Source organism: Arthrobacter sp. 01T414 (genome assembly GCF_056398965.1).
This window is the reverse complement of record NZ_JBFTQK010000005.1, coordinates 56,113-75,557: the sequence shown is the minus strand read 5'-3', so window position 1 is coordinate 75,557 and position 19,445 is coordinate 56,113. Positions and strand designations below refer to the sequence as shown.

General features: G+C 67.1%; 16 protein-coding genes. 11 read left to right on the top strand and 5 right to left on the bottom strand.

The features are described from left to right. Positions 1-94 precede the first annotated feature (94 nt). The 5 genes from AC1DK9_RS12675 to AC1DK9_RS12655 all read left to right on the top strand — a co-directional run bounded on the left by AC1DK9_RS12675 (position 95) and on the right by AC1DK9_RS12655 (position 7,238). Positions 95-1,081 (top strand): ABC transporter permease, encoded by a 987-nt coding sequence (locus AC1DK9_RS12675; protein ID WP_476916144.1) that lies wholly within the window; start codon positions 95-97, stop codon positions 1,079-1,081. A gap of 2 nt (positions 1,082-1,083) precedes the next feature. Next, on the top strand, positions 1,084-2,049 hold the full coding sequence (locus tag AC1DK9_RS12670) for an ABC transporter permease (RefSeq protein ID WP_476861510.1): 966 nt from the start codon (positions 1,084-1,086) through the stop codon (positions 2,047-2,049). Further along, complete coding sequence (locus tag AC1DK9_RS12665) at positions 2,046-4,295, top strand: ABC transporter ATP-binding protein (protein ID WP_476916143.1); 2,250 nt, start codon at positions 2,046-2,048, stop codon at positions 4,293-4,295. Before AC1DK9_RS12670 ends, AC1DK9_RS12665 begins: the two co-directional genes overlap by 4 nt. 53 nt (positions 4,296-4,348) lie before the next feature. Further along, a complete protein-coding gene (locus AC1DK9_RS12660) occupies positions 4,349-6,043 on the top strand; it encodes an ABC transporter family substrate-binding protein (protein ID WP_476861512.1) in 1,695 nt (564 codons plus the stop codon). A gap of 109 nt (positions 6,044-6,152) precedes the next feature. Beyond that, a complete protein-coding gene (locus AC1DK9_RS12655; RefSeq protein ID WP_476861513.1) occupies positions 6,153-7,238 on the top strand; it encodes a Gfo/Idh/MocA family protein in 1,086 nt (361 codons plus the stop codon). 79 nt (positions 7,239-7,317) lie between these two features. Here AC1DK9_RS12655 and ald read toward each other — a convergent pair whose 3' ends face one another. Then, on the bottom strand, positions 7,318-8,436 hold the full coding sequence (gene ald, locus AC1DK9_RS12650) for an alanine dehydrogenase (protein WP_476916142.1): 1,119 nt from the start codon (positions 8,434-8,436) through the stop codon (positions 7,318-7,320). Positions 8,437-8,680: 244 nt separating this feature from the next. Here ald and AC1DK9_RS12645 point away from each other — a divergent pair, with 244 nt between their 5' ends. Beyond that, positions 8,681-9,901 (top strand): PucR family transcriptional regulator, encoded by a 1,221-nt coding sequence (locus AC1DK9_RS12645; protein WP_476916141.1) that lies wholly within the window; start codon positions 8,681-8,683, stop codon positions 9,899-9,901. A 10-nt stretch (positions 9,902-9,911) separates the two neighbouring features. On the opposite strand, the gene AC1DK9_RS12640 is transcribed toward AC1DK9_RS12645, so the two are convergent. From AC1DK9_RS12640 to ptsP, 3 genes are all read right to left on the bottom strand, one after another. After that, positions 9,912-10,205 carry a hypothetical protein gene (locus tag AC1DK9_RS12640; RefSeq protein WP_476861516.1) on the bottom strand — a complete coding sequence of 98 codons (294 nt, stop codon included), beginning with the start codon at positions 10,203-10,205 and terminating at the stop codon, positions 9,912-9,914. Between the two features lie 74 nt (positions 10,206-10,279). Beyond that, a complete protein-coding gene (locus AC1DK9_RS12635) occupies positions 10,280-10,744 on the bottom strand; it encodes a helix-turn-helix domain-containing protein (RefSeq protein WP_476861517.1) in 465 nt (154 codons plus the stop codon). A 41-nt stretch (positions 10,745-10,785) separates the two neighbouring features. Continuing rightward, positions 10,786-12,471: a phosphoenolpyruvate--protein phosphotransferase gene (gene ptsP / locus AC1DK9_RS12630; protein WP_476861518.1), complete on the bottom strand. Its 1,686-nt coding sequence runs from the start codon at positions 12,469-12,471 to the stop codon at positions 10,786-10,788. 188 nt (positions 12,472-12,659) lie between these two features. Between ptsP and AC1DK9_RS12625 the strand changes: the two genes are divergently transcribed. From AC1DK9_RS12625 to AC1DK9_RS12615, 3 genes are read left to right on the top strand one after another with little or no spacing between them, the layout of a single operon-like run. Further along, entirely contained in the window at positions 12,660-13,385 is a 726-nt protein-coding gene (locus tag AC1DK9_RS12625) for a TetR/AcrR family transcriptional regulator (protein WP_476861519.1), read from the top strand. Positions 13,386-13,439: 54 nt separating this feature from the next. Continuing rightward, entirely contained in the window at positions 13,440-15,431 is a 1,992-nt protein-coding gene (locus AC1DK9_RS12620) for a PTS mannitol transporter subunit IICBA (protein WP_476916140.1), read from the top strand. Continuing rightward, on the top strand, positions 15,431-16,579 hold the full coding sequence (locus tag AC1DK9_RS12615) for a mannitol-1-phosphate 5-dehydrogenase (RefSeq protein ID WP_476916139.1): 1,149 nt from the start codon (positions 15,431-15,433) through the stop codon (positions 16,577-16,579). The genes AC1DK9_RS12620 and AC1DK9_RS12615 overlap by 1 nt, the downstream gene beginning before the upstream one ends. 193 nt (positions 16,580-16,772) lie before the next feature. Here the strand turns inward: AC1DK9_RS12615 and AC1DK9_RS12610 are convergent, their stop codons facing one another. Further along, positions 16,773-18,236 (bottom strand): amino acid permease, encoded by a 1,464-nt coding sequence (locus AC1DK9_RS12610; protein WP_476861522.1) that lies wholly within the window; start codon positions 18,234-18,236, stop codon positions 16,773-16,775. A 126-nt stretch (positions 18,237-18,362) separates the two neighbouring features. Between AC1DK9_RS12610 and AC1DK9_RS12605 the strand changes: the two genes are divergently transcribed. Then, the gene (locus AC1DK9_RS12605) at positions 18,363-18,884 is read left to right on the top strand and encodes an N-acetyltransferase family protein (RefSeq protein WP_476861523.1); all 522 of its coding nucleotides are present in this window, start codon (positions 18,363-18,365) and stop codon (positions 18,882-18,884) included. A gap of 55 nt (positions 18,885-18,939) precedes the next feature. Next, positions 18,940-19,425, top strand: a complete 486-nt coding sequence (locus tag AC1DK9_RS12600) for a MarR family winged helix-turn-helix transcriptional regulator (protein WP_476916138.1) — start codon at positions 18,940-18,942, stop codon at positions 19,423-19,425. The last annotated feature ends 20 nt before the right edge of the window (positions 19,426-19,445 follow it).

Below are 19,445 nucleotides of genomic sequence, written 5' to 3'. Positions count from 1 at the left end.
AATGTTGTAACGACCCAGGCTCCCGGACAGGCTGGTTCAGCCCGTCCCGCGGCGTCCGGCCCCGCGCGGGCAACGGCGATCCTGAACTAGTCCCATGCTCCGATACCTTGCCAAGCGTGCCGTCACGTATGCGTTCATGATCTTCCTGACCACCAGCGCCGGATACTTCCTGGCGGTCACCAGCCTCCAGCCGGCGCTGCTGGAACAGGAAAAAATTCCGCGCCCCACGCCCGAACAGGTCGCCAATTCCTTCCGGCTCAAAGGCCTGGATCCGGCCCTGAGCCCCTGGGAACGGTACGTGGACTGGCTCACCGGAATCGTCACGCGCTGGGACTGGGGGCGCAGCCCTAACGGCGCCTTCGTGAACGCCGAGTTCGGCGACCGGGTCTGGATCTCAACCCGGCTGTTCCTGGCTTCGATCATCCTCACCCTGATCATCGGCGTCGCCCTCGGCGTCTACACCGCGGCCCGGCAATACAAGTTTTCCGACCGTGCGATCACCTCGTACAGCTACCTCGTCTACATCGTGCCCGCCCCGATCGCCTACTTCCTGGTCCAGCTCGGCGCCATCAACATCAACGAAGCAGTGGGCGACCGCCTCCTGTTCGTCACGGGAATCTCCACTCCCGGGCTGGACGGTGACGGCTGGGTACAGTTCCTCGACATGCTGGCCCACTATGCCGTGCCGACCTTCGCGATCACGATCGTGGGCTGGGGTGCCTACCAGATCGCCCAGCGGCAGTACCTGCTGGACAACGTCAACGCCGACTTCGTCCGCACCGCCCGGGCGAAGGGCCTGACCCGCAACCAGGCCATCACCCGGCACGCCCTGCGCGTCTCGTTCATCCCGGTGGCGCAGAGCATCGCCTTCACCATCCCGGCCATTTTCGCCGGCGGCTTCTTCGCCGAGAAGATCTTCGCCTGGCACGGCGTCGGGTCCTGGAGCATCGACGCGATCGCGCTGCAGGACGTCAACGCGGCCACGGCGACGCTCGCCTACGGCTCCGTGATCTTCGCGATCGGGGCGATCCTCGCAGACTTCGCCACCACCCTTGTCGACCCGAGAGTGCGGGTGCAGTAGCCATGACGAACCTGAACGCCATTGATCCCGCCGCCGTCGCGGAAGAAGCGAAGATCGAGACCAACGACGTCGTGATCGCGAAGTCGACGATCATCGTGCGGCGCTTCCTGCGCAACAAGACCGCCGTGACCGGGCTCGCGATCTTCGTGCTGCTCACCGTGCTGTCCTTGATCGGCGGGATCTTCTCCAGCTGGGACAAGGAGACGATCGACCCCTTCAATATCGGCATGGGCCCTTCCTCGGAGCACCTGCTGGGCACCTCCCAGGCCGGCATCGACCTGTACGCCCTGACCGTGGAAGGCACCCGGGTCTCCATCCTGATCGGCCTTGTCGTCGGCCTCGTCTCCGTGCTGATTGCCGCGGTGTACGGCTGCACCATGGCCTACTTCGGCGGCAAGGTCGACAAGGTGATGCTCTTCATCCTGGAGGCCCTCATCATGATGCCGGCCCTGCTGGTCGTGGCCGTGGCCACGAGCGGCGGCGGCAACGGCCTGCAGCAGAACCTGCCCAGCTGGATGCTGCTGATCATCGTGCTGCTGATCTTCAACTGGATGGGCACCGCCCGCCTGATCCGCTCGCTCTCGATGTCGCTCATGCAGCGTGACTTCGTCAAGGCCGCCCAGTACATGGGAATCCCGGCCCGCCGCATCGTCTGGCGCCACCTCGTGCCGAACATCGGCTCGCTGCTGGTCCTGGACATCACCCGCGGCGTGACCGGCGCCATCCTCGCCGAGGTCGCGTTCTCCTTCATCGGCATCGGCATCAAGGTTCCGGACGTGAGCCTGGGCGTGCTGATCGGCCAGGCCACCTCGCAGGTCTCCACCTTCCCGTGGATGTTCTGGGTGCCATTGACCGTGATGTTCCTGTTGACCGGTTCGCTCGCCATGATGAACGACGGCCTGCGTGACGCGTTCGACCCCAGCTCCAGCTCCATTGGCAGCGCCAAGAAAAAGAAGAAGAATTCATGAGCAGCGACACCACCGCCACCGAACCCAGCACCGCCGAACGGCTGCACGTCGCCGGGCTACACTCCGCGGGCGACGCCCCGGCAGGTGCCGTGCTCTCCGTCCGCGACCTCAACGTCCGCTTCAACACGGAGAACGGCGTGGTGCACGCGGTGCGCGGCGTCGACTTCGACCTGATGCCCGGAAAAACCCTCGGGATCGTCGGCGAATCCGGTTCGGGCAAGTCCGTCACCTCGATGGCCATCATGGGTCTGCTGCCGGAAACCGCCGAGGTCACCGGCTCGGTCCTGCTCAAGGGCCAGGAACTGCTGGGCCTCAGCGACAAGGCCATGTGCCGCTTCCGCGGCAATGAGATCGCAATGGTCTTCCAGGATCCGCTGTCCTCGCTGACCCCGGTCTACACCGTGGGGAACCAGATCATCGAGGCTCTCACGGTGCACAACCCGACCATGAGCAAGCAGGCCAAGGAGGCCCGCGCCGTCGAGCTCCTGGCCATGGTGGGCATTCCCAGCCCCAATGACCGGCTCAAGGCCTTCCCGCACGAATTCTCCGGCGGCATGCGCCAGCGCGTGATGATCGCCATCGCGATCGCCAACAACCCGCGCGTACTGATCGCGGATGAGCCGACGACGGCGCTTGACGTCACGATCCAGGCGCAGGTGCTCGAAGTACTGCACACCGCGCAGGAGGAAACCGGCGCCGCCGTCGTGATGATCACGCACGACCTGGGCGTCGTGGCCGGCATGGCCGACGACATCATGGTCATGTACGCCGGCAGGCCGGTGGAGACCGGCAGCGTCGACGATATCTACTACAACGCCAGGATGCCCTACACCATGGGCCTGCTGGGCGCCGTGCCCCGCGTGGACGTGGCCGAGAAGTCCTCGCTGGTGCCGATCGAAGGCATCCCGCCCAACCTCATCCATGAGCCCACCGGATGCTCCTTCGCTCCGCGTTGCCCGCTGGTCAGCGAGGCCTGCCTGCAGGGCGAGCCGGAGCTCTGGCCGGTCGGCGGAACAGGCGACGGCACCTTGGAGCACAAGGCGGCCTGCATCAAGTCCGAGGCCCTGGGCGCGGACGTGGATGTCCACGAGATCTTCCACGCCCCCGAGGTGCCCGTATCCCGGTTCGACTCCGTGCCGCGTGCCCAGCGCAAGGCCGTCCTGGAGCTCACGGAGGTCAAGAAGCACTTCCCGCTGATGAAGGGAGCCCTGCTCAAGCGGCGGATCGGAACGGTCAAGGCCGTGGACGGACTGAGCTTTGATATCCGCGAGGGCGAATGCTTCTCGATCGTGGGGGAGTCCGGCTGCGGCAAGACCACCACGCTGCTCGAAATCATGGAATTCCACCGCGACCAGGACGGCGAGGTGAAGATCGGCGGCCTGAGCAACAAAGCCGCCTCGGACGCCAAGACCAAGGCCGCCATGCGGAAGGAACTCCAGATGGTGTTCCAGGACCCGACCGGCGCCCTGGATCCGCGCTTCACCGTCTATGAGGTGCTGGCAGAACCCCTGGAGAACTCAGGAATGGCCAAGCCTGCCATCCGGAAGCGGATCATGGAGCTGATGGAGCTCGTGGGCCTCCAGCCGGACCACGTCAACCGCTTCCCGAACCAGTTCTCCGGCGGCCAGCGCCAGCGCATCGGCATTGCCCGAGCCCTCGCCGTGAACCCGAAACTGGTGGTCCTGGACGAACCGGTCTCCGCACTGGACGTCTCCGTCCAGGCCGGCGTCATCAACCTCCTGGATAAGCTCCGCGCCGAACTGGGCCTGAGCTACCTCATGGTTGCGCATGACCTGTCCGTGGTGCGCCACATCTCCAACCGCGTGGCCGTCATGTACCTCGGCAAAATCGTGGAGATCGGCGACGTGGACAGCGTCTTCGACAACCCGCGCCATCCGTACACCCGGGCGCTGCTCTCCGCGATCCCGGTCCCGGACCCGCAGCTGGAACGCAGCCGCGAACGCATCATCCTGCAGGGCGACCTGCCCTCGCCGCTGGATGCGCCGAAGGGCTGCAACTTCGCCACGCGCTGCCCCGTCTTCGCCGCACTTCCTGCCGCGAAGCAGGAGAAGTGCCTCACCCTGGAGCCGCCGCTGGAAGCAGCCGCGGCGCCCGCCACCGGCCACGCAGCCGGCAGCCCCCGGACCGACGCCCCGGCGTCGGCCCCCACAGACCAGCAATTCGCCTGTTTCTATCCGGACGGCGAACTGGACGCGGACATGTTGGTTGTCCACGAGTCCCTCTGACGCACCAAACCGCACCTGAACCACAACTCGCACCAAGAATGAAGGGGATCATTATGAAGAATCTGACCAGGATCGGCGGGGTGGCCGCCGTAGCGGCAGCCCTCGCCCTGACCGGCTGTGGCGGAGGCGGCGCGACCACGACCGCCGAGAGCGCCAAGGCCCAGGATTCGTCCGGCGACATCAACAAGCTCATCAGCGTCAACGCCAAGAAGGCCGACGAACTGAAGCAGGGCGGCACCGTCACGCTGCCGGTCGGCAACATCGGCCCGGACTTCAACGGCTTCTCCAACGCGGGCAACTCCGCGGACAACACCGAGCTGCACTACCCGATCGACGAAGCCGGCTACGTGGGCTGCTGGAAGCTGGACTTCGACGGCACCGCGAACCTGAACAAGAACTTCTGCGAGGATTTCAAGAGCGAAGTCAAGGACGGCAAGCAGACCATCACGGTCAAGATCAACCCGAAGGCTATGTACAACGATGGCACCCCCATCAACGCCGCAACCTTCGTGAACACCTGGAAGATGCTCAACGGCAAGAACAAGGACATCGACATTGTCTCGTCCGGTGCCTACGAGTTCATCGACTCCGTCAAGGCCGGCAGCAACGACAAGGAAGTCATTGCCACCACCACCCAGCCGGTTTACCCGCTGAGCGACATCTTCGGCGGCTTCATCCCGCAGACCGTCAACACCCCGGAGCTCTTCAACACCGGTTTCTCCGGCCAGATGCACCCGGAGTGGATGGCCGGCCCGTTCAAGGTCGACAAGTTCGACTCCGCGGCCAAGACCGTGACCATGGTCCCGAACGACAAGTGGTGGGGCCAGAAGCCGGTCCTGGACAAGGTTGTGTTCCGCCAGCTCGAGGCCAGCGCCGAGATCGCCGCGTTCAAGAACGGCGAAATCGATATGGCTGACGGCCGCACGCTGACCAAGTACAAGCAGCTTGAAGGCTCCAAGAACTCCGAGGTCCGCCGCGGCCAGCGTCTCTTCGCCGGTGGCCTGAACCTCAACGCCCTGAAGGCCCCGCTGACCGACGTCGCCGTCCGTAAGGCGATCTTCACCGCCGTCGACCGTCCGGCCATCCGCGCCGTACGCTTCGGTGGCCTGAACTGGGAAGAGGAAAGCTCAGGATCGATGATGCTGATGCCGTTCTCCAAGTACTACCAGGACAACTACCCGGTCAAGGACACCGGCGCCGATGCTGCCAAGAAGGTCCTGACCGAGGCCGGCTACGCCCCCAACGCCAAGGGTGTCATGGAGAAGGCCGGCAAGCCCGTCTCCTTCAAGATCACCAACTTCGGTGACGATCCCACCTCGCTGGCCACGGTGCAGACCCTGCAGAAGCAGCTCCAGGCCGCCGGCATGGAGGTCGGCATCGATCAGCGCGGCGACGCCGATTTCGGCAAGGTTGTGGGCAGCCGCGACTTCCAGCTGACCATCAGCGGCTACACCGTGGGCGCCGACGCAACCTCGGGCGTGAAGCAGTTCTACGATTCCAAGACCAACGAGAACCAGCTCGGCGACGCCGAACTGGACAAGGAAATCAAGGACCTCGCTTCCATCCAGGACGATGCCCAGCGCAACAAGGCCGCCATGGACGTCGAAAAGAAGCACATGGCGAAGTACTACTCCATGGGCGTCATCATGAACGGCCCGCAGATCTACTTCGCACACACGGGCCTTGCCAACTACGGCGCGTCCCTGTTCCAGACCCCGGACTGGAGCCTGGTCGGCTGGCAGAAGTAACGCTCCCTCAGCTATAGCGGCTTTTCGGGCGGCGCTCCCTCACTTCGTGGGGGAGCGTCGCCCGAATTGTTGCCGGACCTGAGGGAGCGTCGGCGGGTAGCGTGGAGGAATGACCTCCGTTCCCGCCCGCTCCGCCCCCGCCGCACCGCCTGAACTGGCCCGGATCCGCACCGCAATCGCAGGCTTCGGCCTCTCCGGCAGCGCCTTCCACGCGCCGCTGATCGCGGCCAACCCGGCCTTTTCCCTCGACGTCGTGTCCACCTCCGACGCCGGCAGGAAAGCGGCGGCGGCCGCCGCCTACCCGTCGGCCAGGATTGTCGATACCCCGGACGGGATCGTCGAGCTCGCCGGCCAACTTGACCTGCTGGTGCTGGGAACGCCGCCGGCCACCCACTATCCGCTCGCCAAGGCCGCGCTGGAGGCGGGCCTCGACGTCGTCGTCGACAAGCCCTTCACGGTGCGCAGCGCCGAGGGCCAGGAGCTGATCGAGCTCGCAGCACGGCTGGGACGGGTGCTCACCGTCTTCCAGAACCGGCGCTGGGACGGGGACTTCCTGACCGTCCGCGCCCTGCTGGAGAGCGGCGTCCTGGGCACCCTGACCCGGTTTGAATCACGCTTTGAGCGCTGGGCGCCCACTGTCACGAAGGCGTGGAAGGCGGCGGCCACCCCGGACGAGGGCGGCGGGGTGCTGTTCGACCTCGGCACGCATCTGCTGGACCAGGCCGTGCAGCTTTTCGGTCCCGGCACCGTGGTCCACGCGGAGCTGGCGGCCCGCCGTCCCGGCGAACGGTCGGACGACGACGTGTTCGTGGCCCTCCGGCACGATTCCGGGGTGACCAGCCACCTCTCGATGAACCTGCTCTGCGCGCAGCAGGGCCCGCGCTTCCGTCTGCTGGGCAGCGAAGGCGGCTTCACCAAGCACGGCGTGGACCCGCAGGAACCCTATCTCGCCGCCGGCGGCAGCCCGCTGGACGCGGCGTACGGGGTGGAGGACACCGGCTGGGCCGGGCAGCTGGGCCGCGACGGCCACTTGGACCGGCTGCCCACCGAGCGCGGTGCCTATCCGGAGTTCTACCGGCTCCTTGCCGAGAAAATCGCCGACGGCGGCGCAAGATCACACCGGCCGCTCCCGGTGGATCCCGCCGACGCCGTCGAAGTCCTCAAACTCATCGAACGGGCGCGGGAACTGGGTTAAACAGCCATCGACTGCTCCGCAACTGCCGTTTTGGGGGTCCAAAAGGGCGGTTACGGAGCAGCCGATGGGTGGGTGGAGCTTAGGCGGAGACCAGCTCGTGCCAGTCGGCGACGAGGGGCAGGTTGTGCGCCTCGGAAACCGAGCGGTGCGCCACCTTGCCGCCAGCGATATTGAGGCCGGCTGCGAGGGCCGCGTCGCGCTCGAACGCGGCCTTGACGCCGAGGTTGGCCAGCGAGACGGCGTAGCGCAACGTGACGTTGGTCAGGGCGTAGGTGGAGGTGTTCGGCACGGCGCCGGGCATGTTGGCCACGCAGTAGAAGATCGTGTTGTGGACCTTGTACGTCGGTTCCTGGTGCGTGGTGGGGTGCGTGTCCTCGAAGCAGCCGCCCTGGTCCACGGCGATGTCCACCAGCACGGAGCCGGGCTTCATCCGGGAGACGAGCTCGTTGGTGACCAGCTTCGGGGCCTTGGCGCCGGGGATCAGCACGGAGCCGATTACGAGGTCGGCGTCGACGACGGACTTTTCGATCTCGTAGGCGTTGGATGCGACGGTCTTCAGGCGGCCCTGGTACTGGGCGTCCAGCTCGCGCAGGCGGTTGATGTTGATGYCCAGGATGGTGACGTCGGCGCCGAGGCCCAGGGCCATGGCGGCGGCGTTGGTGCCGGCCACCCCGGCGCCCAGGACAACGACCTTGGCCGGGCGGACGCCCGGGACGCCGCCGAGCAGCACACCCTTGCCGCCGGCCGGAGCCATCAGCGAAGTGGCGCCGACCTGGACGGACAGGCGGCCGGCGACCTCGGACATCGGGGCCAGCAGCGGCAGCGAACGGCCTTCCTGCACGGTCTCGTAGGCGATCGCGGTGACGCCGGAGTTGATGAGTTCCTGGGTCAGTTCCGGCTCGGCGGCCAGGTGCAGGTAGGTGAAGAGGATCAGGCCCTTGCGGAAGCGGTGGTATTCGGCCTTGACCGGCTCCTTGACCTTCATGACCATATCGGCGCGGGACCACACGTCGTCGGCCTCGGCAACGATCTCTGCCCCGGCGATGGCGTATTCCTCATCCGTGATGCCGGAGCCCAGGCCTGCGCCGCGCTCCACCAGGACGGTGTGGCCGTGGTGGCGGAACTCGTGCACGCCGGCGGCCGTGATGGCAACGCGGAATTCGTTGTTCTTGATCTCTTTGGGGACACCGATGATCATTTTTGGGCTCCAGTGCTGGTGGCCGCGCGGGCCGGGTGTACGGGGGAAGTCGTATTTCCAGAATAGGTCCGGCTGTGAGGCAGGCGACAGGGAGGCTGGACGCGGAGTACGCTCCGCCCCCGTGTTTCCGGGGATTTCAGAAAACCCGTCTCGACATATGTCGATCCAGCGGGCGTCAGGTGTCGCCTGCTGTCCGTAGCCGTCCTGTTCGGCGCCGGGACCCGCGGGGCAGTAATGTGGCAGCATGCAGCAGCAGGATGTTGAGCAGCTCGTGGAGCGCGTGGCCCTCCGGCTCGGGCGCGGGCTTTCGCTTGAAGACCTCGACGGCGTCCTGCTCGCCTACAGCTCCAACCAGTCCCAGGCGGACCGGGTCCGGGTGAACTTCCTGCTCAGCAAGCGCGTCGCCGTGGACGTCAGCGCCTGGCAGCTCTCGCATGGCATCGCGACGGCGGTCCGGCCGGTGGTGGTGCCGGCCAACGAGGAGCTGGGAATGCTGGGCCGAGTCTGTGTTCCCCTGCTGGTGCGCGGATTCCGGGTGGGCTACCTCTGGGTCCAGCTCGACGCCGAGGAGCCCACCGCCAGCACCGTCCTGGCCCAACTGCCGGAGGTGGCGCGCGAGCTGGAGGAGCTCTCCGCCCTGCTCCTGGACTCCAACACTGCCGAATCCGAGTTCCGCCGCCGGCGCGAGCAGGAGTTCCTCGCCGCCTGCCGTGGCGAAGCGAACGCCGTCGCCGCCGTCGCGGGCTGGAAGGAAGTGCAGGGCCGCGGACCCTGGCAGCTGGTGACCGTCCTCGACGCCGACGGCTGGGCCGAGGGCTCGGACCCGATCGCCTCCACCCTGATCCACCGTTCCGCCGCGCTGCAGGCCACCATCGGCGTGGACGCCGCACTCTTCAGCGCCGGGACCGAGACGCATGCCGTGGTGCTGTTCAAGGAGTCCACCGGCCGGGCCGACCACGCCCAGGTGCTGGTCCATTACCAGCTGGAGCTGGCCAAGCGTGCGGGCCGTCCGGTCCGCCGGATCATCCTGGGTACCTCCGAGGGGTTCTCCCGGCCGCGCGAACTGGCCGAAGCGTACCGGCAGTCCCGCCAGGCGGCGCAGGCCGCGGCGGTGGACCCCCAGCTTGGCGAACTCGTGGATTGCCGCGCCACCGGCCTGTACCAGCTGCTGGCCTCGGCGGGCGGCGGCGCGGGCGCGTGGGCCGACGCGGGTTCCGTCTATTTCCGGATGCTGGAGGACCACGACCGGAACGGTGAGCTGCTGCCGGTACTGGAGCTTTTCTACGACAACGACAGTTCGGTCCAGGAGGTTGCGGCCAAGCTGCACCTACACCGGAGCAGCATCTACAACCGTCTGGGCCGGATACGCCAGGTGCTGGGCGTCGATCCGCTCAAGGGAATGGTCCGGCTGGAACTGCACGCGGCACTGAAGGCGCGGCGCTGGGCCGGAAGGCCAAGGATCTAGGCGGCCGCTGCTAGCGGTCCTCGCGGAGGGCGGAATTCCGGTCCTGGCCGGGGGCGGGGGGCTGCGCTGTCTCCCGCGCCGTCGGCCCCGACGTTTCGCGCGCTGCTTCCCGCGCTGTTTCCCGCGCTGTTTCCCGCCTGCGGCGGGAGATCCGGCTGTCGGTCCACAGGGCAACGGCCACGAACGCGACGCAGCTGGCCATGAAGGCCGCGGTGTTGTTCAGTCCCATCACCGTTCCGAGGATGCCGGTGAGCACCATGGCGGCGATGCCGGCCAGGATGTGCCACCCTCTGAACTTACCCACAATTCAAGCGTAACCCCGGCCTCTGCCGCGTTTCCGCGCCGGAACCCGATCGTTGTTTGATCCTTATCACGCCGTCACGAAGCATCCGCGCCGCCGTCATCGGCGCCGTCGGAAGAGCCGTGCGAGGAGGAGTCGCCCCCGGCGGCCGCGGCAGAGGCTTTTTCCGCGGCCGTTTTCTTCTTCTGCGTCTCCAGCCAGGCCATGATGTCGGCCAGCCGGATCCGCCGGTGGGTCCCGCGGTACTCGACCGGGATCTCGCCGCGGTCCGTCATGTTCCGCAGGTACGTGTGCGAGATTCCCGCCAGCTCCGCCGCCTTCGAAGTGGTCAGCATCTCCTCCACACTGCTGACGGTGACAGACTCGCCCCGGCTGAACCGGCCCAGCAGGTCGACGACGGCTTCCCTGGCGGCGGGCGGCAGGCGGTGGACGGTGCCGTCGACAAAGACCGTGATGTCGTTGCTGCCGTTGAGCGCGTACTGGAGTTTTTGTGCGTCCTCGGCCGGGAGCCCGGCGGTCACCCGGGGAGCAATCAGTGTCATGGAGTGCATCCTAGCGCCCCGGGTGCGGGCCCGCGCTCCGGTTACAGGCCCAGTTCTTCGAGCACCGGCAACTTGGCACGGACCCAGGCGCGCGCCTCGGTGGCGCTCGGGGCGGAAAGGGCCAGCTTGGCCAGTTCCTGCGCCTCGGCCAGGGTCACCGTCTTCAGCACCGCGGCCACGGCGGCGATGGAACGTGCCGTCATGGAGAGGGTGTTCACGCCCAGTCCGGTCAGCACGACGGCGAGGGCCGGGTCTGCCGCCGCCTCGCCGCACACGCCCACCGGTTTGCCGTGGCCTTCCGCGGCGGAGCCCTCGACCGTGAGGCCCACCAGCCGGAGCACGGCCGGCTGCCACGGGGTGTTCAGCGCGGCAAGCGGACCGAGCTGGCGGTCCGCGGCCATGGCGTACTGGGTGAGGTCGTTGGTGCCGAGGCTCGCAAAGGACACCTCGCGGAGGATTGCCTCGGCGGTCAGGGCTGCCGACGGCACCTCCACCATGACGCCGGGGGTCTTGATCCCGGCAGCAGCGCACAGGGAGGCGAAGCGTGCGGCTTCCTCGGCCGTCGAAATCATCGGTGCCATCACCCAGACGTCGGCCTCGGATTCCTGCTCCGCGCGGGCGATCGCCTGCAGCTGGCGTTCCAGCACGCCGGGGGTGGTGAAGTCGGTCCGGTAGCCGCGGACGCCGAGGGCCGGATTCGGCTCGGTGGCGTCGGTCAGGAACGGGAGCGGCTTGTCCGCGCCGGCGTCGAGGGTTCGGAGCACCACCTTTTTGCCCGGGAAGGCATCGAAGACGCCCTTGTACGCGGCCGCCTGCTCCTCCACGGAGGGCTCGGTGTCGCGTTCGAGGAAGCAGAACTCTGTGCGGAACAGGCCCACGCCCTGGGCGTTGAGCCCGGCAGCGGCCACGGCGTCCTTGCCGCCGCCGACGTTGGCCAGCAGCGGCACCAGGTGGCCGTCCGCCGTCGTGCCGTTGCCGTCAAAGTCCGCCAGCAGCGACGCGGTGGCGGCCCAGTGCTCCGCGGCGTCCCGCTGGGTGTCGTCGGGATCAGCCGTGATGGTGCCGGCGGCCCCGTCAACGTAGACTTCGGTGCCGTCCGGAAGGGCGTCAACCCCGGCGGCCGCGACCACGGCGGGCAGGCCCAGGGAGCGGGCGATGATCGCCGTGTGGGACTGCGGACCGCCGCCGGCGGTAAGCAGTGCCAGCACCTTCTCCGGGTCCAGCGTGGCGGTGTCCGCGGGGGCCAGGTCCTCGGCAATCAGGATGAACGGGGTGCTGGAGGCGGGGATGCCCGGGGCCGGGACGCCGCGCAGCTCGGCCACGATCCTCGCCCGCACGTCCAGGACGTCGGTAGCCCGCTCGGCCATGTAACCGCCCAGGTTATGCAGCATTTCCGAGACGGACGCGCCGGCTTCCCAGATGGCGCGCTGGTTGGAGGCGCCGCGGCCAATCAGTTTGGCGGCGGACTTCAGCAGCATGGTGTCCGTGGCCATCAGCGCGGTGGCTTCCAGTACGGCCTTGCCGTCGCCGCTGACCGTCTCGGACCGCGCCTTCAGCTCGTCGTGCACAGCCTTCGCCGCCGCCTTCAGCGCCGCCGTGGCTTCCTCGGCGGAGACGCCGGCCGGAAGCTGTTCGCCCGCCGGCGGCTCACTGACCGGTTTCGGCATCTGGCGGATGGTGCCGATGATCCGGCCGGGGCTGACGCCTACTCCTTGGAAGTTCTGCACTGAAAGTCCTCATTCTCTGCCGTGAGCCAGTAAATCAGTCCAGGTGCCGCCATTGGACCGCTAGATCCTAGATTTCCTGCGGCGGTCCGCTGCGTCAACCCGCAACCCGTTGCACCTGAAAGCCGAGCTGAAAAAAGTGTATGTGATGCACTTCATATAGCGTTGCTATAGGTGCTAGGGTAGCGGTTATGAGTATCGATGGCCAGCTACCGCCCAAAACCCGGCTGCTGCGTGCAGCCGCGGGATTGCTGGCCAAGTCCGGGGGAGCCGCGGTTTCCACACGCCAGATCACGCAGTTGGCGGGGGTGACCGCCCCAACCCTCTACCACCACTTCGGTGACAAGGAGGGGCTGTTTGACGCCGTCGTAGCCGCGGGGTTCGAGGAATATGTGGCGGGCGAACGCGACTTCGCCCCCTCCGGGCAGCCGCTGGAGGATATCCGCCGGATGTGGGACCAGCACGTGCAGTTCGGTCTCAAGCAGCCGGAGCTGTACCTCGTCATGTTCGGCAACATCCGCCCCGAGAGCCGTCCCGCCGTCGTCGCCGACGCGGAGGCGCTCATGGAGGAAATGCTGAACAAGGCTGCCGTCGCGGGCCAGCTCAACGTCCCGCCCAGGGAGGCGGCGAGGAGCATCCTGGCCGCCAACGTCGGCGTGACCCTCATGCTCATCACGGAGAAGGCGCCGGAGCGGAACCTTGAGCTCTCCGCCATGACCCGCGATGCGATGCTCTTTGCGGTCTCCACGGAGCAGGCACGGGAAACCGCGCCGGATTCCGGAAAATCCCCGGTCGTGGTGGCGGCGATCGCGCTGAATGCGGCGCTGCAGGCCTCGCACTCGGACCAGCTTTCCAGCTCCGAACTCAAGCTTTTTCTCGAATGGCTCCACCGGATCTCCACCAGTTCCACCAGCTAGCTCGAAATATCGGACAATCCTGCGGTGCAGCAGGAACAACGGTTAGGAAATCAGATGGCAACAGAGACAGTTGCAAAACCACGGACCAGCATGCGGGTCGGCGTCCAGAAGTTCGGCACCTTCCTGTCCGGCATGATCATGCCCAACATCGGCGCGTTCATCGCCTGGGGCATTATTACCGCATTCTTCATCCCGGCGGGCTTCACCCCCAACGAGGAACTGGCCAAGCTGGTCGGCCCGATGATCACCTTCCTGCTGCCGCTCCTGATCGGCTACACGGGCGGGCGCATGGTCTACGGCGTCCGCGGCGGCGTCGTCGGCGCGGCCGCCACCATGGGCGTGATCGTCGGCACTGACATCCCCATGTTCATCGGCGCGATGATCATGGGCCCGCTGACGGCCTGGATCATGAAGAAGCTCGAAAGCCTCTGGGAGAACAAGGTCAAGCCCGGCTTCGAGATGCTGATCGACAACTTCACGGCCGGCATCGTCGCCGCGGTCATGGCCATCTTCGGCATGCTGGTGATCGGGCCGGTGGTGAAGGCCTTCAGCAACGGTGCCAGCGCCGTCGTCGAGTTCCTGGTCAACAACGGCCTGCTGCCCTTCACGAGCATCTTCATCGAACCGGCCAAGGTGCTGTTCCTGAACAACGCCGTCAACCACGGCATCCTGACCCCGCTGGGCACCGAGCAGGCGCTCGCCCAGGGCAAGTCCATCCTGTTCCTGCTTGAGGCCAACCCCGGCCCCGGCGTCGGCATCCTGCTCGCCTACATGATCTTCGGCAAGGGCATGGCCAAGGCCTCGGCCCCCGGCGCCGCGCTGATCCAGTTCGTCGGCGGCATCCACGAAATCTACTTCCCGTACGTGCTGATGAAGCCGATCATCATCCTCGCCGCGATCGGCGGCGGCATGACCGGCATCTTCACCCTCGTCCTGACCGGCGCGGGCCTGCGCTCGCCGGCCGCCCCGGGCAGCATCATCGCCGTGTTCGCCGCCACCCCCGCGGACAGCTTCTTCGGCGTGGCGCTTTCAGTCCTGCTCGCCGCCACCGTGTCCTTCCTGATCGCCTCGGTCATCCTCAAGGCCAGCAAGGACGTCGAAGGGGATGAGCTTGGCGCCGCGACCACCCGGATGGAAGCCATGAAGGGCAAGAAGTCCTCGGTCTCCTCCGCCCTCACCGGTGCCGGCGCGGGTGCCGGCGGCGTCGCGGTGCTGGCCGGGCCGGTCAAGAACATCGTCTTCGCCTGCGACGCCGGGATGGGCTCGTCCGCCATGGGCGCCTCCGTGCTGCGGAACAAGATCAAGGCCGCCGGCTACCCGGACGTCAAGGTCACCAACTCCGCGATCGCGAACCTTTCCGACACCTATGACGTCGTCATCACGCACCAGGACCTGACCGAACGGGCCAGGCCGGCGACCTCCAGCGCCGTCCACGTCTCGGTGGACAACTTCATGAACTCGCCGAAGTACGACGAGATTGTGGAACTGGTCAAGAGCAGCAACGCCCCGGCCGACGCGTCCGGCGCGATGGCGGGCGCGGGCGCTGCAGGAGCCGGCACGGCCGTGGCTACGGCACCTGCGGCCGAGGCGGAACCGGAAAACGGCGCGGGCCCTTCGGGCATCCTGGTGGCCGAGAGTGTGGTCCTCAGCGGCACGGCAACCACCCGTGATGCCGCGATCGACGAGGCGGGCCGGCTGCTGCTGGACCGCGGCGCCGTCGACTCCGGCTACCTGGACGCCATGCACGAGCGCGAGGAATCCGTCTCCACCTACATGGGCAGCTACCTCGCGATCCCGCACGGCACCAACGCGGCCAAGGACCACATCATGAAGTCCGCGGTGTCCGTGGTCCGCTACCCCGACGGCATCGACTGGAACGGCAAGGAGGTCAAGTTCGTCGTCGGCGTCGCCGGCATCAACAACGAGCACCTCCAGATCCTGTCCTCGATCGCCAAGGTCTTCACCAACAAGGCACAGGTCGCGCAACTCGAGGCGGCCACCACCGTCGACGAAGTGCTCGACCTGTTTGGAAAGGTAAATTCCTAGTGAAGGCTGTTCATTTCGGAGCCGGAAACATCGGCCGTGGATTCGTCGGGCTGCTGCTGCACGAGGCCGGGTATGAGGTGGTGTTCGCGGATGTCGCGGACGCCCTCATTACCCAGCTCGCCGCGGCGGACAGCTACCAGGTCCACGAGGTGGGGGACAACCCGGCTGTGCGGACGGTGGACAACTTCCGCGCGCTGAACTCGGGCACCCAGGAAGCCGACGTCGTCGCGGAAATCGCGACGGCGGACATCGTCACCACCGCGGTGGGTCCGCACATCCTCAAGTTCGTGGCGCCCGTGATCGCCAAGGGGATCGCGGCGCGGGCAGCGGGACTGGCGCCGCTGCAGGTGATGGCCTGCGAGAACGCCATCAACGCGACCGACATCCTGAGGTCCGAAATTGCCGCGCAGTGGGATCCGGCAGCCGGTTCCCTGGACGATGCCGCCGTGTTCGCCAACACGGCGGTGGACCGGATCGTGCCCAACCAGGAGGCCGGCCAAGGCCTGGACGTCACGGTGGAGACGTTCTACGAGTGGGTCATCGACCGCACCCCGTTCAAGGGGAAGGAACCGGTGATTCCGGGGGCGACCTTCGTGGACGACCTGGCGCCCTACATCGAGCGGAAGCTGTTCACCGTGAACACCGGGCACGCCTCGGCCGCGTACTTCGGTTTCGAAGCCGGGCTGGGAAAGATCTCGGAGGCCATGGCGGACCAGGACGTCGCCGCCGATGTGCGCGCGGTGCTCGACGAGACCAAGGAACTGCTGGTGGCCAAGCACGGCTTCAACCGGGAGGAACAGGAAGCCTACGTGCAGAAGATCCTCGGCCGCTTCTCCAACCCGCACCTCCCCGACACGGTGAACCGGGTGGGGCGGGCGCCGTTGCGGAAGCTGAGCCGGCACGAGCGCTTCATCGGACCTGCAGCGGAGCTCGCCGAGCGCGGGATCGTCCCCGAGGCACTCCTCGGTGCGATCGCCGCCGCTCTGCGGTTCAACGACCCGGCCGACGCCGAGGCGGTGGAACTCGCGCAGCTCTTGAACTCCTCGACCCCGGAGGACGCCACGACGAAGATCACCGGCCTCGATGCGGGCCACCCGCTGTACCCGGCCGTCCGTGCCCTCGTCGAGGAGGCCAAGGCCGCCGTCTAGCCCCGACGCTCCCTCACGTTTGGCGCGTTTCCGGCTGACGCTCCCTCACGTTTGGCGGAAAAACGACGGACCCTCCCTCACATCATGTGAGGGAGGGTCCTTCATTTAAGCGCCGGATCTGAGGGAGCGTCGCCCCTGGATCGGCCGGATCTGAGGGAGGGTCGCCCCCGCGCGCCCCGGATCTGAGGGAGCGTCAGGAGCGGGAGGCGGCCGTTTCGGCGTCGGCCATCGCCTTCCACTCGGCGACGCGCGCCTGGTGCAGCGGCGAGCGGCGTACGACGGCGAAGGCCGCGCCCAGGGCCGCGAACCAGAGCGGCGTGACCAGCAGGGCCACGAGGGTGTCCGGCTGCGTGGTGAGGGCCCAGACCAGGAACGCGAAGAACGCGAACACGACCCACACCATCGGGATGCCGCCGGGCATCTTGAACGAGGACGCCGTGTGCAGCTCCGGCCGGCGCTTCCGGAACACCAGGTAGCTGGCCAGGATGATGCTCCAGACAAACATGAAGCAGACGGCGGACACGGTGGTGACCATGTCGAAGGCCACGCCCACGTCCTTGCCGGCATACAGCAGCGCGACGCCGGCGAGCAGCAGCACGCAGGAGAGGAACAGGGCATTCTGCGGGACCTTGCGGCTGGAGAGGCGGCCGAAGAGCTTGGGCGCGTCGCCGTCGTTGGCCAGGCCGTAGACCATCCGGGAGGTGGAGTAGATGCCGGAGTTGGCCGAGGACATCGCGGAGGTCAGCACCACCAGGTTCACCACCGTGGCGGCCATGCCGAGCCCGGCGAGGGAGAACATCGCGATGAAGGGGCTCTGGCCGGCCTTGAAGCCGGTCCACGGGGTGACGGACATCAGGATGATCAGGGCGCCGACGTAGAAGAGCATGACGCGCAGCGGGATGGCGTTGATGGCGCGGGGCAGGTTGTGCTCCGGGTTCTTGGTCTCGGCCGCGGCGGTGCCCACCAGCTCGATGCCCACGAAGGCGAACACGGCGATCTGGAAGCCGGCCACGAAGCCCATGAACTCCTTGGGGAAGAAGCCGCCGTGGCTCCACAGGTTGCTGAAGCTGGCGGTGCCGGCATTGGACTGGAAGCCGGTGAAGATCATGACCAGGCCCACGGCGATCAGCGCCACGATGGCCACGATCTTGATCAGCGCGAACCAGAACTCAGTCTCGCCGAAGGCTTTCACGGTCGGCAGGTTCAGCAGCAGCAGGATGATGATGGTCGCAATTCCCGGGACCCACAGCTGGATGCCGGGCCAGAGCTGCTCGGCGTAGCCGGCGATCGCGATCACGTCGGCCACGCCGGTGACCACCCAGCAGAACCAGTAGGTCCAGCCGGTGAAGAAGCCGGCCCAGGGTCCCAGCAGGTCGCCGGCGAAGTCGCTGAAGGACTTGTAGTTCAGGTTGGAGAGCAGCAGTTGGCCCATGGCGCGCATCACGAAGAACAGCATGAAGCCGATGATCATGTACACGAAGATCACGGACGGTCCGGCGACGGAGATGGTCTTGCCGGAGCCCATGAAGAGGCCGGTGCCGATGGCGCCGCCGATGGCCAGCAGCTGGATGTGCCGGTTACTCAGCGAGCGTGCAAGGTGGGGCTCGCTGTCCCGGCTGGAGGCAGTTCGCTGCTCCGCGGTTGTCTGTTCGGGCATGTCAACAATCCTTAGTGTGGTCCGCCGAAGGTGACGGCGGTTACAAATCAGCCTTCCCAAAGTACAGCTTTGGAAATCGTGGTGCGATATCGAGGGGTCGCCGCGGCGTCATGGCAAGCTGGGCAGGTGACTTCAAATTCGGCCGGTCCGACCGCACTGCTAACATTCGGCGTCGACGCCGGGACGTTCCGGCTGCGCCGCGCAGCCCGGGCGGACCTGCCGGCCATTCTGCGACTGCTCGCCGACGACCAATTGGGGTCCTCGCGCGAGGACACCGCGGAGCTGGCGCCCTATGAGGCGGCCTTTGCCGCGATCGACGCCGACCCCGCCCACCTGCTGCTGGTAGGGGACCTGACTCCGGCGGACGGCGCGGGCGCCCGCGTGGTGGCGACCTTCCAGCTCAGCTTCCTCCCGGGCCTCTCCCGGCGTGGATCGTGGCGGGCGCAGCTCGAGGCCGTACGGGTCGCCGGCGAGCTGCGGGGCCAGGGGGTCGGGGCCGCGATGGTGCAGTGGGCGCTAGAAGAGTCGCGCCGGCGGGGGTGCTCCCTGGTGCAGCTCACCACGGACAAATCACGGACGGCGGCCCATCGTTTCTATGAACGGCTGGGTTTCGCGGCCAGCCACGAGGGCATGAAGCTCCTCCTCTGAAGCCCACACCGCCACCATTGACTCTTAGGTACCCTAACTGTTAGGCTACCTAACTATGAGTGAAGAACCGACGGCGGACGCCGGCCTGCTGACCCTCGCCGGAGATTTCCGCGAGGCCCTGCGCCACAGTATCTACCTGGTGCGGCGCCTGGACGCGGACGGCGAGCTCACGGCCGCCCAGCTCAGCACGCTGAAGATGCTGCTGGACAGGGCGGGGACCGGCCGCGCGGACAGTCCCGAGACCAGCGGCGTGCGGGTAGGTGACATTGCGCGCAACCTCGGGGTGAAGGTTCCGAGCGCCACCGAGCAGATCATCAAGCTCGAACGTGCCGGGCTGGTCCGGCGCGAGGCGGATCCGGCAGACTCCCGGGCCGTCCGCGTCAAGCTCACCGCCGAGGGGCACGCCGCCGTCGAATCCGCCAACGCCCGCCGCAACGCGGTCATGGCAGGGATCCTCGGTTCACTCACGGACACGGAACGGCAGGCCCTCGCGGCCGCCATCCCGGTGATCGGCAAGATCAACGAGACCCTCCAGCCCTGACAGCCGGGCCTGCGGCCTGC

What these genes read in the sequence shown, in the direction of transcription:
- AC1DK9_RS12635 (WP_476861517.1), bottom strand. Translation starts at nt 10,744, where the DNA reads ATGACACTGATTGCTCCCCGGGTGACCGCCGGGCTCCCGGCCGAGGAC.
- AC1DK9_RS12670 (WP_476861510.1), top strand. Translation starts at nt 1,084, where the DNA reads ATGACGAACCTGAACGCCATTGATCCCGCCGCCGTCGCGGAAGAAGCG.
- AC1DK9_RS12665 (WP_476916143.1), top strand. Translation starts at nt 2,046, where the DNA reads ATGAGCAGCGACACCACCGCCACCGAACCCAGCACCGCCGAACGGCTG.
- AC1DK9_RS12655 (WP_476861513.1), top strand. Translation starts at nt 6,153, where the DNA reads ATGACCTCCGTTCCCGCCCGCTCCGCCCCCGCCGCACCGCCTGAACTG.
- AC1DK9_RS12645 (WP_476916141.1), top strand. Translation starts at nt 8,681, where the DNA reads ATGCAGCAGCAGGATGTTGAGCAGCTCGTGGAGCGCGTGGCCCTCCGG.
- AC1DK9_RS12600 (WP_476916138.1), top strand. Translation starts at nt 18,940, where the DNA reads ATGAGTGAAGAACCGACGGCGGACGCCGGCCTGCTGACCCTCGCCGGA.
- AC1DK9_RS12660 (WP_476861512.1), top strand. Translation starts at nt 4,349, where the DNA reads ATGAAGAATCTGACCAGGATCGGCGGGGTGGCCGCCGTAGCGGCAGCC.
- AC1DK9_RS12610 (WP_476861522.1), bottom strand. Translation starts at nt 18,236, where the DNA reads ATGCCCGAACAGACAACCGCGGAGCAGCGAACTGCCTCCAGCCGGGAC.
- AC1DK9_RS12625 (WP_476861519.1), top strand. Translation starts at nt 12,660, where the DNA reads ATGAGTATCGATGGCCAGCTACCGCCCAAAACCCGGCTGCTGCGTGCA.
- AC1DK9_RS12675 (WP_476916144.1), top strand. Translation starts at nt 95, where the DNA reads ATGCTCCGATACCTTGCCAAGCGTGCCGTCACGTATGCGTTCATGATC.
- AC1DK9_RS12620 (WP_476916140.1), top strand. Translation starts at nt 13,440, where the DNA reads ATGGCAACAGAGACAGTTGCAAAACCACGGACCAGCATGCGGGTCGGC.